This is a genomic window from Furfurilactobacillus sp. W61-4 (assembly GCF_057545565.1).
The window spans coordinates 120,039-134,945 of sequence record NZ_BAAJNZ010000005.1; the positions used below are offsets into that span (position 1 = coordinate 120,039).

The following is a 14,907-nucleotide window of genomic DNA, read 5'->3' on the forward strand; positions in this document are numbered from 1 at the left end:
ACTCTCTACATAAAATGATTTCTTGATTGTCGGCTAAACTATCTAAATCAATTTGTTCCTAGTCCTCGCGACGGCGACGGGCAACACCAAACATGGTCAGACTTGCCATTAATGCTAACCCACCAAGGGCAACCGCATTAACTTCGTCCGATTCACCAGTATTTGGTAAAGCATTGGTATTAGCAGTCTTGCTTGAGTCCGTGTTCCCAGTCGTTGCAGCATTGGTTGCGACGTTACTGGTTGCACCAGTTCCTGTTGTACCCATACCAGAAGCACCATTGGTCATTGAACCGTTACCAATAGTTCCATTTGCACCGGTGCCATTAGTATTTGAACCATTGCCGTTAGTTCCGTTACCGTTTGTACCAGTACCGTTACCATTAGCATTATTACCATTCTCGCCATTGCCGTTAGCATTAGAGCCACTGCCATTTGAACCATTGCCATTAGCATTGGAACCATTATTAGCTAAGCTGGAAGCTAAACTATCTGCGGCATTCGCGTCAGAGACAGCCGTACTTGCAGCACTGGAAGCAACACTCGCAGCACTAGAAGCTTCTGAGCCATTACCGGCACTAGCAGCAGAGTTCGCAACTGAGGCAGCCGAACTAGCAACTGAAGCAGCGGATGAAGCATTACTTGCTAAGCTTGATAATGCACTGTTTGAAGCATTGTTACTTGCTACTGAACCAGCATGACTAGCAGCGGAGCTAGCTAATGAAGCACTTGAATCAGCATTGCTTGCTGAAGCACTGTTGTTAGCTAAGCTTGAGCCAATACTGTTAGCTTGGTTGGCATCAGATACGGCCACACTAGCAGCACTTGAGGCCACACTAGCAGCACTCGAAGCAGTTGAATCATTGCCTGCACTGGCAGCCGAGCTTGCGACTGAAGCAGCCGAACTAGCAACTGAAGCAGCACTTGAAGCGTTACTTGCTAAGCTAGAGATCGCACTGTTCGAAGCATTGTTACTTGCATCAGAACTGGCGGTTGAGGCTGCTGAGCTGGCTAATGAAGCACTTGAGCTTGCATCACTTGCATAACTGCTATTTTGACTAGCTAAGCTGGAACCAATGCTAGTTGCTTGGCTAGCGTCAGAACTAGCTACACTAGCCGCACTTGAGGCCACACTGGCAGCACTCGAAGCACCTGATTGATCACCTGCACCGGCTGCAGAACTTGCTTGTGAAGCAGCTGAGCTAGCGACTGAGGCAGCTGATGACGCGTTGCTTGCTAAGCTAGATAACGAGCTGTTCGAAGCATGATTGCTTGCTTCAGAACTTGCTACACTAGCGGCTGAGCTGGCTTCTGAAGCACTGGAACTAGCGTTGCTAGCATAGCTGCTACCTTGGCTAGCAAGGCTATCAGCAATGCTATCACCCTTGTTGGCGTCGGATACCGCTACACTAGCCGCACTTGAAGCAACACTGGCAGCGCTTGAAGCAGCAGAACTGTTCCCAGCATTACCAGTTGAAGAAGCGACCGAAGCAGCCGAACTTGCAACTGAAGCGGCTGAGCTAGCGTCACTAGCTAAGCTAGATAAAGCACTATTCGAAGCATGGTTACTTGCTGTGGAGCTAGCATGACTAGCAGCTGAGCTGGCCAAGGATGCACTAGAACTAGCATTCGTGGCATAGCTACTACCTTGACTCTGGTTAGCAGCGCTGTTGGCTAAACTATCAGCTTGACTAGCATCAGATACGGCAGTGCTTGCAGCGCTAGAAGCGACACTGGCAGCACTCGAAGCGGCTGATTCATTACCAGTCTGCTCAGCAGACGAAGCAACTGAAGCAGCGGAACTGGCTACTGAAGCAGCCGAGGAAGCATTGCTGGCGGCGCTTGAAATTGCGCTGTTCGAAGCATTGTTGCTGGCCACTGAACTAGCGTGACTCGCTGCTGAACTTGCTAATGATGCACTAGAACTAGCATTGCTTGCATAGCTACTACCTTGGTTGGCTAAGCTTGAAGCCATACTGTCACTCTTGTTGGCATCAGATACGGCCACACTGGCGGCACTTGAAGCAACACTAGCGGCACTTGAAGCTGCTGATTCATCACCGGTATTAGCGGCGGAGCTGGCCTGTGAAGCAGCGGAACTCGCTACACTGGCTGCAGAGGAAGCATCACTAGCTAAGCTGGACATCGCACTGTTAGAGCCAAGTTCGCTCGCGGCAGAGCTGGCATGACTGGCAGCGGAACTCGCTAACGAAGCACTGGAACTAGCATTGCTGGCGTAATTGCTACCTTGACTAGCTAAGCTTGAAGCGATGCTGCTAGCTTTAGTGACATCCGAAGTTGCCACTGCAGCGGCCGAACTAGCCTTTTGGGCTTCGCTCATCGCTTGACTAGCAGCGGAGCTAGTTAATGTCGCATTTGATGCAGCAACTGAAGCAGCGGAACTAGCCTTAGTGGCATAAGATTGTGCGGCAGATTCATTACCTGCATCAATCGCACTGTTGGCCTGTGATGCAGCAGAGGAAGCAACACTATTAGCTGAGCTAACTTGTGAAGCTAGGCTGCTAGCAACACTAGCATCAGAACTAGCCCGAGTTGCATAGCTAGAAGCAGCGCTATTGGCACTGGAAGCATCACTGGCAACACTCTGCAAGGCACTGTTTGATGGATAATTGTTAGCCGTGCTTGACACAACATTGTTAGCAGAGCTGGCTACAGAACTAGCTGTGCTGGCAATGTCACTCGCGTTGTTAGCAACCACAGAAGCGGAACTAGCCGCAACAGAAGCTGAGTTTGCTGTTGAGCTTGCGGAACTAGCCGTGTCACTTGCGGAACTGGCTTGTGAACTAGCCGCGCTGTTAGATGAAGCAAGGCTTGAGGCTAAGCTATTTGCTTTATCAGCGTCTGATGATGCAACACTGGCAGCGGAACTAGCCTTTTGGGCTTCACTCATCGCCTGACTAGCTGCGGAACTTGTTAAGTTGGCATTGGAAGCAGCAACTGAGGCTGCGCTGGAAGCCACACTCGTGTAATTAGCCTCCGCGGAACTATCGCCAGCCGCAATCGCACTATTGGCTTGTGAAGCCGCTGATGAAGCAATGCTATTAGCAGCACTGACTTGTGAAGCCAAGCTGCTAGCAACACTTGCATCAGAACTTGCTTGTGTCGCATAGCTGGAAGTTAGGCTTGTTGCACTAGAAGCATCGCTAGCTAAACTTTGTAAAGCACTGTTTGACGGGTTAGCACTGGCTGCGCTTGAAGCAATCACATTAGCCGAGCTTGCAGTTGAGCTTGCTGAACTAGCAATACTACTTGCTGAATTAGCAACAACTGACGCGGAACTAGCTGACACAGAAGCTGAGTTAGCAACTGAACTGGCTGAGTTGGCGCCACTAGCCATTGATGAAGCGATGCTAGAAGCAATGCTCCCTGCTTTATTTGCATCTGAAACAGCTACACTAGCGGCTGAACTGGCCTTAATGGCTTCGCTCATCGCTTGGCTAGCTGCTGAACTCGTTAATGTTGCATCTGAAGCAGCAACGGAAGCAGCCGTGGATGCGTCTGAAGCGTAGGACTGAGCAGCGGAAATATTCCCGGCTGAGATCGCGCTGTTGGCTAAGGACGCTGCATTAGAAGCATCAGCGTTGGCCGAGCTAACTAGTGTCGCTAAACTGCTGGCAACACTTGCATCAGAACTGGCCGAGACAGCATAACTGGAAGCTTCACTGTTAGCACTTGAAGTATCCTTAGCAGCACTTTGTAACGCACTGTTTGATGGATAGGTGCTGGCAGCAGTCGAAGCCATCGAATTAGCTGAGCTAGCAACCGAACTGGCGGTGCTGGCAATTTGGCTCGCACTGTTCGCAACTGTCGACGCGTTACTTGCTTCAACAGCAGCCGAACTAGCCTTGCTGCTTGCTGAAGTGGCCGTGCTGTTGGCTGAACTTGCATCGGACCCCATCGAACTAGCAATTGAAGAAGCAATGCTGGTTGCTAAGCTACCGGCTGAGCTTGCATCAGCGGCAGCAATTTTGGCAGCATCACTGGCCTTATTAGCTTCACTTAAGGCTTGGCTAGCAGCTGAACTGGTCAGTACCGCATCAGAAGAGGCCTTAGCAGCCTCGCTAGCAGCTGAATCAGCGTAATTTGAAGCGGCCGAATTATCACCAGCGGCAATTGCACTGTTGGCTAAGGAAGCAGCTGTTGATGCAGCTTTGTTGGCCGCACTAACGTCGTTGGCTAAGCTACTTGCATGACTGGCATCGGAACTAGCTGCCGTTGCGTAACTGGAAGTTACGCTATTCGCACTTGATGCATCTTGTGCCAAGCTTTGTAATGAACTGTTATCTGGATAGGTGCTAGCAGCTGAACTAGCCATACTATTGGCAGAACTAGCAACGGAACTAGCCGTGCTGGCAATTTGGCTCGCACTATTAGCAACCGTTGAAGCATTGTTAGCAACAACAGAGGCTGAACTGGCTTCGCTACTTGCGGAGCTAGCATGAGAGCTTGCCGAACTGGCATCGCTTAAACCAGCTGCGATACTACTTGCTGAATCCCCAGCTCCCAACGCGATCTTTGCTGCGTTGCTGGCTGCTTGGGCTTCAGTCATGGCTTGGGCAGCCGCAGAACTTGCCAAATCAGCTTGGTCAGCAGCAACTTGAGCCTGGTTGGAAGCCGTATCAGCGTACTGTTTTGCTGCTGGAATATCACCAGCAGAGATCGCGCTGTTCGCCATCGATGCAGCTGTTGAAGCTAGTAAGTTCGCTTCACTAACAGCTGAAGCAAAACCACTAGCGGCTTTAGCATCAGAACTAGCTTCTACCGCATAACTCGCCGTTTTGCTATTCGCACTGGAAGCAACTGTGGCTAAGCTTTGTAAACTATCGTTGTCCGGATACTGGCTAGCAGCACTGGAAGCAACTGTATTTGCTGAACTTGCAACGGAACTAGCCGTGCTGGCAATCTGACTAGCACTGTTAGCAGTAGTCGACGCCGCACTGGCAACGACAGCAGCCGAACTAGCTTTACTGCTTGCTGAAGTGGCCGTTGAGCCAGCGGAATCGGCGGTTGAACTAGCCGAACTAGCATCACTCAAACCGGCCGCAATACTACCAGCTGAGCTGCCAGCAGTGGAAGCAATGATGGCTGCTTTACTAGCTTCAAGCGCTTCACTCATCGCTTGGCTAGCTGCCGAACTAGTCAAGGTTGCATTAGAGGCTGCAACTGAAGCGGCGCTCGAAGCAACACTCGCAAAGTTAGATGCCCCTGGCATATCACCATCAGCAATCGCACTGTTGGCAGCTTCTGCTGCTGAAACGGCTTGCGCGTCAGCTGCACTAACAGTCGCAGCTAAATCGCTGGCGGCTTTAGCATCAGAGCTGGCTTTTGTTGCATAACTTGCCGTTGTACTATTCGCATCGGAAGCGACTGTAGCTAAGCTTTGCAGACTATCATTGTCCGGATACTGGCTAGCTGCACTCGAAGCGACCGTATTTGCTGAACTAGCAACCGAACTAGCGGTGCTGGCAATTTGACTGGCACTGTTGGCCACAGTGGAAGCAGTGCTAGCAACTACAGAAGCTGAATTAGCTGTGCTGCTAGCATCACTGGCAGTCGAACTAGCTGAAGCAGCCGAACTATCATCATTCAAGCCAGCTGCAATGCTACCAGCTGAACTTCCAGCAGCAGAAGCAATAATCGCCGCCTTGCTAGCTTCGAGAGCTTCACTCATGGCTTGGCTAGCTGCCGAGCTGGTTAAGGTTGCATTAGAGGCTGCAACTGAAGCGGCGCTTGATGCCGTACTTGCAAATCCTGAAGCGGCAGAAAGGTCACCAGCAGCAATTGCACTGTTGGCAGCACCAGCAGCAGAAACTGCTTGTGTATCAGCAGCACTAACCGTTGCAGCTAGATCGCTAGCAGCCTTAGCATCCGAACTAGCCTTGGTTGCATAGCTTGCCGTTGTACTATTCGCATCAGACGCTTGTGTTGCCAAGCTTTGTAGACTGGCATTGTCTGGATACTGACTAGCTGCACTAGAGGCAATCGTGTTGGCTGAACTAGCAACTGAGCTAGCCGTACTAGCAATTTGACTGGCGCTGTTAGCAACTGTAGAAGCAGTGCTGGCAACGACGGACGCCGAATCAGCTGTGCTGCTAGCTTGGCTAGCGGTATCGCTGATTTCACTTGAAGTTGGACCATTTGGCACAACCGTAATCAATGTGAATCCAGCAAGGGTCACACTCAAGGAGTGACCAAGATTAGGCTGGTTACCGTTTATTTGCCACTCTACCGCATAAGTTCCTGGCGTGTTTCGATCAGTGTCAGGATTCCAAATCGGTGTGCCGGCTAATTCAGGGTGTCCAGCAGCGGCGGCGGCTGTCGCATTTAATGTCTGGTCCGTACCATCGTTAACCTGCCAAACAGGTCCAACTTTGTTAGTACCAGGATAAGCTTGCGTGTAATCAATGTCGTTAGCAGCAACACTAATAACCACGGAGACTCCTGATGCAGGGTTAACCGTTGCCAGACTGGCAGTTCCAGTGGCAGCGACCCACTTACCTTTATCTCCAGGCGCTAACATATCCAACGATGTATCACCAGCAGAAATGGTGACATTATTAGCGGTTGTAACAATTCCGCCTTCCGCAGTGTCTGAAGTCCAAGTCTGACTAGTTGCATTAGTCATATCGGCCAGTACTGCAGCTTGAGAAGTTGCACTTGGTGTGAAATTTGTTGGTGTGTCATTTGCTGCTGGCGTCTCCACAGTCGTTTGGTTATTGGTTGATTGGCTTGAAGAAGTCGTCCTAGCTTTCACATCACTCGCCTGGGTTTCAGTAGAAGTTGTTGAGGCCACAACATTAGATGGGGCCTCACTCGAAGGTGTCGCACTAGATTCAGTAGCACCACTTGGTGCTGCTGAACTTGTTGACTGTGTTGCAGTTGTTGCTGCAGCACTTGATGTATCAGAGGCAGCACTCGCTTGTTTAGCAAAGGCCCCTCCATTTGGCTGTACCGTTGATGTGGTTGGTGTCACATCAGCGTGAACAGCGGCTGTTTGTGTCACAGCCATACCACCGCCGGCTAAGACAGCGATAATACTGTAAGCAAACATCCACTGCTTACCAGCCTTATAACTCCTGAAATGAGTATTCTTCGTTTCAGGCTGATCATTATTCTCGCGATTTTTTTTCATAGCCCCCACGTTCCTTAAAAAAGATTTATTGCATGGTACACAACATATTATAGCGAAATCTATAATATTTTAAAGCTTTTTTATCAGCAATTTTATATACGTATACTATGTTTTTTAATAATAGTTATTAACTATAAGTCCTAAAAAGGCACGAGAACGCGTTTTTGTTAACAATTCGAACTAGAAACCATAGCCAAAATTAGTTTAAATTTCAGTAGTGGTTTATGGGTAAATTTAAATGTATGATAAGTGTGTTATAAAAATACTTGATTAAGGAGAAAATAAACGATGGCCGATGACACTATTCCAAGTACTAATCCCAATCCATTTGAACAACTAACCAAACTGGCCGAGAGTCAAAAAGACCAACAAGCTCAACAATTAAAGGACGCACGATCTCATGATTTTGCTTTAGCCTTTGCTCGCTTGAATGTCCAGCTACTGATGCAAAATAAACAGACGCTCAGTGAGGCTGAAAACCTCGAATGCTTCCGCCAGTCTTACGTAGATGCCCAAAAGCTTTACTTGCAGCAGCCTTCAATCACTGAGTAAGGCTTAACCGCGTAGATAAACGAAAAAACAGCTTTCCTAATCAGTGTCTGCACTGATAAGAAAGCTGTTTTTTAAACGAATCGCCTAATCCGGAAAGCTAAATTCGACTTACTTTTTACGTTGATCACCTAATCCATGATCAATGTTTTCAACGTATTCTAAGTGTTTCTTTTTGGCATCTCCCAGTAATCGTTGCCAAGCACGCCATACATTCTTCTCAGAATAACGTTCCGCCAATTCATAGGAGCGCGTTGACATGGCTTGTAATTCATCTGGATTGCTGAATAATTCAACAAATTTATCGGCCATTGCTTGAATGCCTTCGTATGGCACCACGTAGCCATTTTCACCGTCGACAATCAGTTCGTTAGGGCCGTAATTGACATCGTAAGTGACGCCAACCATCCCGTTGCTAATGGCTTCCATCAAGGATAAGTTGAATCCTTCCATGATCGAAGCTAACCCATAAATTTGTGCTTGACGTTGTAACTCGCCAACGTTGTCAGCATATTCATTAATGGTCACGCTATCTTGCAAATGATATTTTTCAATCATTTTATTGATTGATTTAATGGCTTGATCATTGTCTCGATGGTCAATATAACCATAAACATCAAGGGAAATATTCGGCACTTGTTGCTTGGCAATCCCAACCGCTTCCACAATATGATCGATCCGCTTTTCTGGTGCCACTCGAGCTGTAACCAGAACTTTCCCGGCCACCCGGTCAGCCATTGGTACCCGTTGACGTTCCAGCAATTCGTTGGGAACGACCCCCACAGGAATCGTGAACAACTTGCTCTTCGGTTTGAAGCGTCGACGGACGTCATTCGTCTGCTTCTTGGTGGCAGAAATAATGGCATCATAGTGATTAGCGTTCGTTAATCCATATTCATAGAAGTTATTCATCACTGAGTGCATTGGATCCTGCGCATCCCCGGCGTGAGAATTGTGCAAATGTAAGACTGTATAAGCTGGCCGTTCCAGATTGAGTAGGTGCCAGTCTGCTAAATGAGTCCGATCCATAATGAAGACATTGGGTTCGTCTTCATTCCAATAATCCTCATTGAGACGATTGTAGAAATGAAGGGTCAGCTCCTCAATATTAGCGAAACTATAAACTGCCCCACTCGTCTCCGTTAACCGCCAACCAGTCTTGATATATTGACCCCGTCCATCATAACGATTGAATGTTTCAATTACTGGACGACCGTCTAAGTCATACCACACTTCAGTCCCAATCTTGTTATCAGGTGTATACCATTGAGATAACGTCTTAAAACCACGGAAGTCATAATTATCAACCCGATACAAATTGCCAAAACCATCAAATTGTTCCACCGAGCTAATGCGTTCGGCATCATCATCACCGTAATAATTGACACGCGATATAAATTGATCACCATGAGTGACGATATAACGATGATTATTTGATTCCTTTAGGAAGCTCAAATCGGTTAAACCAAAATCAAGGTCTTCAACATGGAGAATTTTCGTTGGCACAGTTTCAGTTCTTTGAAAATAATCAAACATATTCAGAGTTTCTGCATCCGTGACCCCCACGCCATGAAGAAAGTCATGAATTCGTGGATTCCAATCACGAAAGACTAACTTGAATGGTTCATTATTGTCACGAAAAAGCCCAGCCCGCTTTAACTGAGCATGTTCGATCCCTGAATTCTTTTTATTAAAGCTTGAATTAATAAAAAATATCATCCGTTAACTCCCCTACTTCACAAACAGATTTTTGATTTTGGCTTGAGTCGTTTCCCATTGTTGCCAAGCATGTTCTTCATTGAACGCTTGTGCCTTAGCATGCGTTCGCTCAATGGCCGTTTGCCACTTAGCCTCATTTTCATCAGCTAATAAATCAGCCAAATCTTCACCCAATGGTTCACTCGCGTTTAAGGGTTCCGTCGCACCAGTGGTCTTATCCAATAATTCATCAATACCATATTTGACATCATAAGCCACCACTGGGACGCCATAACTCATGGCCTCAAGGATGTTATCGCCAAAGCCTTCCGTCATTGAAACACTAATCATTGCCGCAGCATCAGCAACCTTTTCCGCAAACTGTGTTGCATTTTGATAACCATTGTAGTGAACGGCCTCACTAACGCCTAGCTTGGTGGCCAGGTCCGCTAACGTTTGATTCAATTTTTCATCTGCACTGTAGCCATAGAATTCTAAATGTAAATCAGGTCGTTTGGCCTTTGCGTGGGCAAACACCTCGATTGCTTGGGCAGGTTGTTTTTCAGGGGAAATGCGGCCAGTAAAGATAACTTTATTTTTATCCCGTTCCGTAGCCGCCTTAGGTTCATGCGGCTCACTAAAGGTGTCCCAGAGCACCGCCACATGCTGAAAGCCAAAGAACTTCGTGATTTCTTTAGCCTGTGTCTGCGTTGGCACAATCACCCCATCAAAATCATTCATATGGGTCTTAAAGAGTGGTTCCATGTAGTCGAAGACTTTATTTGAGCCACCTCGTTGGGCTGTGTTGATTTCGTGAGCATTATGCAGGTATTGCCACTTCCCAACCGCATTATTAATTCCAGCCACTTCGTTAATTAATGATGGCCGGTCGTTGATAAAGACGCTTGGTTCTTGTTGCGCTAATTCATTCATGAAAAAGCCAAAGAATTCATTTTCAGAATTAAAGCGCCAAGCCCGTCCTTTGTAATCCAACAATTTATACATCGTGGTATGTAAGTCTCCGTTGATGTTCATCCGGGTTTTCTCGATTTTAGGCTTCCCCGTTAAATCAAAGAACACCTGTGGGCCTTCTTGACCATCGGGATGATAATACTGAGTAGACGATTTAAACCCTCGGCGATCCCAGATGTCCTTAGCCACTGTATCATTCATCTCGTTGTAATATTCAAAAGCGCCTACTAATCCCACTGTGGCTGGTGCAATAAGTGCCTTACCAATGGTTCGACCGTGATAGTTTAACTTAGATTCATTAGGATCGACGCCTTCAATCTGATAAGTATTCTTGTCGATAACTTCTGTATAACGGACATCCACATCCTGTTTGGCGACATCCGTAACTTCTTGAAAGTAGTTGTACATATTCAACACATCCGTTGGTTCCAAACCAATGCGCTGTGTATCATCAACCAACTGTGGATTATAATTACGCGTTAGCATTTTGGCAGGAATCTGATGATTCTTAAACAGTTGGATTCGTTTTGCTGCTGAGAATTCTGTCCCTGAGTTGAGTGAAAAAATATTTTCGTTGACAAAATAATTCACAAAAAAACCTCTTTCTTAATTAAGGATAATGAACTAAACGGGAGCTTACATTTGTGGAAAATCATTTTCAAACGTTGGCACACTCATGTAGTCCTTCGTGTCGCCGGCTTCCATTTCACTGATCTGATCAAGCAACGTCTTATTTTGCTTATTCAGATCGTTAACGGTACTTTCAAGTTCCCGTTGCCGCTGCAGACTGGCAGAATACTTGTTCTGGCTTTGTTGTTTATCACTTTCGGCTTTAGCTAACTTTTCCGTCAAGTCCGCAATTGTGGCGCCCATGCGACTCTCTGATTTGTTAAAGGCGTTTAGTGACTCAACCTTGGCTTGGGCTAGATTATCCTTCCAGTCAGCATTTTCCTTCTTAAGTACGGCAACCTCGTTAGTTGCAGACTGTGAACGTTCCGCTGCAATGTTCAAATCATTAACAGCCTTACTCAATTCATCAGTCAATTCACGCTTAGCCGCCTCTAGGTCGTCATTGCTTTGCTTCAGCTCATCAAGACTCGCAGTGAGCTCATTAATCTTGAAGCCGCGTGTGGTGACTTCGCTATCGAGCGTCATATTATCTTTTTGAAGTTTAGTAATCTGATCTTGCAGATCAGCCTTTTCTTGGCTTTCAGTGGCGATGATGCCTTGAATTCGCTTTTCAAACTCTTGATACTTTCGGTCAACTTCTGCGGATCGTTCATCAAACTTCTGAAGCCAAGCTTCGTTGACTTCATCAAGCTCTTTTTCTTGGTTCTTCTTTAACTTCAAGACTTGATCTTGACTCTTAATCGTAATGTTGTTAATGTATCCCGTCGCTTCATTACGATATTCCTGCCACCGACTAATTTGTTTATTGAGCTTATCATTGACGCCTTGCAGCCGCTCAATTTGCGAGAGTAACAAACTATTTTGCGAAAGCACGTTATTGTATTGCTGAGAAATGGTGGCGTTAACCAGTGTTTGGCTCTGTTGAACACTCACTGGCTGCTCTTCGTTCTCGGCATCGCTAGGCGCAACCGGCTCCGTCAATTCACGGTCCGGATCCTCAGGAATGGTCACCTCAGCAGCGGCGGCAGTATCAGTCACCGGTTGTTTTGTTGACTGAGTTGGCTGTTCACTGCCAGACTTGGCGGCCGCTGTTTGAGAAGTGCCATCTTGATCCGTCTGCGCTGCAGCTGAAGTTTCGTTCGTTTCGACATCCTCTGAATCAACCATTACCGGTTCCTCGGTTGGTTCTTCAACGCTTTTATCCGTTGACGTTAATCCATCATCAGCTTGATGTGCTTCGGTATCTACATCAGCGTAACTTGATTGCGCTTCGTCATCTTCAACAACGTCGGCCTCTAATGCACTGAAATCAACATTACTGGCATCAATGACTTGTTCTTTAGTGTCACTCTTCTGACTAGGCTGATCCCGCTCCGTATCGGCGGCTACTTCACTGATATCCTCATCAGACTTAACTTGTGTCGCAGAATCCGTATGCTCCTTTAACTGGCTTGCTGATTCACTTGTTTGACCACCTACTGCTGATTTTTCATCACTTGAATCTGCGTTACTTGTTGCCGCAGTTGCGGTCTTTTCTGTGTCTGTCATGGCATCCTCTTGTTGATCATCTTTTGCAACCGTTTCAGCATTTGATGATGAATTTTTATTCGATTTTGGCGCTAAACCAGCCGCTTTTCTAACGGCGGCCAGGACGGCATCTTCATCGTCCGTCTCAGGCTGTTTTGTCTTCTCTTTGACCTCTGCCGAATCGGCTGTAGTCGCTTGATCAGCTTGGGGGTCGTTAGATGAACTAGCCTTTGCCGGCTCTTGCACGTCATTTGTCTCAGTTGACGCTGACACTTGATCAGTGGCCGAATCAGGAGCCGCTTGGCTAGTTGTTTCTGCTTGGTCGCGTTCTTCATCAACTTTAACGGTCGTCTCAGACGTGGCCGGTTTTGCTTGTGACGACCGTGGATCACCACCAAAAACAATTTCTGCACCACCAAGCATGGAAAAAGACCCAGACAAGGAGGCAACTGAGTCTTCTCCCTTGGTATTGGACTTGGCTTGTGATTGAACACTGTCTGCAGATGTTTCAGTTGAATCAGGAGCCGCTACGGTTTTAGCAACGGCGTCTTTAGTTTGTCCTGCCGGCTCATCTTCTTCGCGTTTGGCTAGTGAATCAACGAGGTTATCGTATTTCTTTCTACCGAAAAGTTTCATCCCACTATCTCCTACACAACAGAAATGTAAACATTTTATAAAACAATATTACAACATTATTTTTCCTTCGCAAAACTATTTTTAAACGAAACAATTCGTTTAATGCTAGAAGTGCCGAATTAGCAGGCTTTTAAAAATTTATTTTCTAATTTTTTTACGAATTGCTGCTTTGAATTTATGAGCTGAAACAATCATGTAGCCATGTTCACCATTCAGTAAACGTTTAGCCGCAAAATAGTTCGAAAGCACAGTTGCCGAATCGACACTAACTGCCGCAAACGTTACCTGACCGTTTCGAGCAATCAGATACTGACCGTCTTTAATGACAATGACCCGGCGGATAATCATTCGATAAAGCAAAGTTACCGCCAAGATCAGGATTAAGACGCCAAGAAATTGCAGTGTTTGACGAGCTTCATTCAACCGACTCATCTTTTTGGTCCGAAGCGTTTGGCCAGCAGCCCTCGAGTGTCGGTTATTCTGATGATTCTTTGTCGCGGTTGCAGGCTGATGGAGTATCTGAGTCTGCTCATGACTCCTTTTTTTCGGCTCAGGCTGCTCAGATAGCTGAGTCGCTGCTGCCTGGTCAACTTGGCTAGCCGCCACTGCCGCCGGCCATGTCATTACATTTACATTCTCATCCGCCTGAGGACTCGATTTTTGTCTGACCACGGTGTTTGGCTTTGATGACTGAGGACTTGCTGAGCTAACCACTGGCACAAAGCGATCAACAGCAGGTTGCCAAAGCATCGCTGGTTGACCCGGCAAGGCATCATTTTGATGGCCGGAAAGAGTCACCAATAACTGTTGAATTGTCTGCGCGTTGTTATTAGCGATCTCTCGCCAGCCATTGGCAATAACGGCAAATGAACGCATCTGATCGGCTAGTAAGCTTAGATCTCCAGCCATCGAAGTTGCCTGCTGAACCGCACTCGTCAGTAACTGATCATCATCGCTGAATTGCGCCAAACGACGCAGGGCCATCGTCTGGGAAGTTATCTCACCAGCTATTTGGCGAATCTGAATGGTTTCGTGGCTAACTTGCTGTTGTTGCGAATTTGTTTGCCTGGCAATTTGTTGCAAAGTTGCTTGTTCTGGATAGTCACTGACCGCCGCGGCCGCTAAACTGGTCGTTTGAGTAACCTCGCTGGCCGCTTGACTGACAACTTGCTGGGCAGAACGATTCACACCCTCAACCTGGTCGGCAGCCGCAGCCGCTGATATGATCGCTTGTTGCTGACCTGATCGCTGGTCTTGAGCGGTATTTTGACTACTTGAATTAGGCTGACTGCCCCCGCCAAGGCTCGTTTTGCCAAACAAAGTTGTCGACTGATTGGTTGGCACATTTGTCTGTGTCACTGGATCGGCCAATACTTTGGCAGTTGTTGCAAACACGACACCGCTCACAGCTAACATCATCATGGTTAATTGTTGTAAACCTGATCGGGCGCGTTCAGGTTCTTTTTGCATGCCCACTCACCTCCAAAATGATGATTCGATCGGCACTTAGCACATTAATTTTAACTAATGTACTAAGCAAATTGTACTATTTTTAAAATATACATGCACGAAATTATATAGATTTATTGTTTAGATGTGCTACACTGGGAGCACTGGCAAGCTATGTCTTGCGAGCAAAGCATGTTGGGGCTGGCCAACATGCTTTTTTAGAGCTACACAAGCCTGATGCCTGTGCATAGCCCGGGCTGTCTAATTGGCAAAGAACGCCATCCAGCCATCCTCAG

The 14,907-nt window shown here is 47.0% G+C and carries 6 protein-coding genes; 1 reads left to right on the forward strand and 5 read right to left on the reverse strand.

What is annotated here, in order from left to right:
* Window positions 1-58: 58 nt before the first annotated feature.
* A complete protein-coding gene (locus AC27FN_RS07665; RefSeq protein WP_487167415.1) occupies window positions 59-7,150 on the reverse strand; it encodes a Ser-Ala-175 repeat protein in 7,092 nt (2,363 codons plus the stop codon).
* A gap of 288 nt (window positions 7,151-7,438) precedes the next feature.
* On the opposite strand from AC27FN_RS07665, the gene AC27FN_RS07670 reads away from it, so the two are divergent.
* Window positions 7,439-7,702 (forward strand): hypothetical protein, encoded by a 264-nt coding sequence (locus AC27FN_RS07670; RefSeq protein ID WP_487167416.1) that lies wholly within the window; start codon window positions 7,439-7,441, stop codon window positions 7,700-7,702.
* A gap of 108 nt (window positions 7,703-7,810) precedes the next feature.
* Here AC27FN_RS07670 and AC27FN_RS07675 read toward each other — a convergent pair whose 3' ends face one another.
* From AC27FN_RS07675 to AC27FN_RS07690, 4 genes are all read right to left on the reverse strand, one after another.
* A complete protein-coding gene (locus tag AC27FN_RS07675; protein ID WP_487167417.1) occupies window positions 7,811-9,418 on the reverse strand; it encodes a glycosyltransferase family 4 protein in 1,608 nt (535 codons plus the stop codon).
* Between the two features lie 12 nt (window positions 9,419-9,430).
* Window positions 9,431-10,960 (reverse strand): glycosyltransferase, encoded by a 1,530-nt coding sequence (locus tag AC27FN_RS07680; protein WP_487167418.1) that lies wholly within the window; start codon window positions 10,958-10,960, stop codon window positions 9,431-9,433.
* Between the two features lie 45 nt (window positions 10,961-11,005).
* On the reverse strand, window positions 11,006-13,162 hold the full coding sequence (locus tag AC27FN_RS07685) for a hypothetical protein (RefSeq protein ID WP_487167419.1): 2,157 nt from the start codon (window positions 13,160-13,162) through the stop codon (window positions 11,006-11,008).
* Window positions 13,163-13,300: 138 nt separating this feature from the next.
* On the reverse strand, window positions 13,301-14,632 hold the full coding sequence (locus AC27FN_RS07690; protein WP_487167420.1) for a hypothetical protein: 1,332 nt from the start codon (window positions 14,630-14,632) through the stop codon (window positions 13,301-13,303).
* Window positions 14,633-14,907 lie beyond the last annotated feature (275 nt).

Bases quoted from the DNA above. Each gene is read 5' to 3' on its own strand.
- AC27FN_RS07665 (WP_487167415.1), bottom strand. From the start codon at position 7,150: ATGAAAAAAAATCGCGAGAATAATGATCAGCCTGAAACGAAGAATACT.
- AC27FN_RS07670 (WP_487167416.1), top strand. From the start codon at position 7,439: ATGGCCGATGACACTATTCCAAGTACTAATCCCAATCCATTTGAACAA.
- AC27FN_RS07675 (WP_487167417.1), bottom strand. From the start codon at position 9,418: ATGATATTTTTTATTAATTCAAGCTTTAATAAAAAGAATTCAGGGATC.
- AC27FN_RS07685 (WP_487167419.1), bottom strand. From the start codon at position 13,162: ATGAAACTTTTCGGTAGAAAGAAATACGATAACCTCGTTGATTCACTA.
- AC27FN_RS07690 (WP_487167420.1), bottom strand. From the start codon at position 14,632: ATGCAAAAAGAACCTGAACGCGCCCGATCAGGTTTACAACAATTAACC.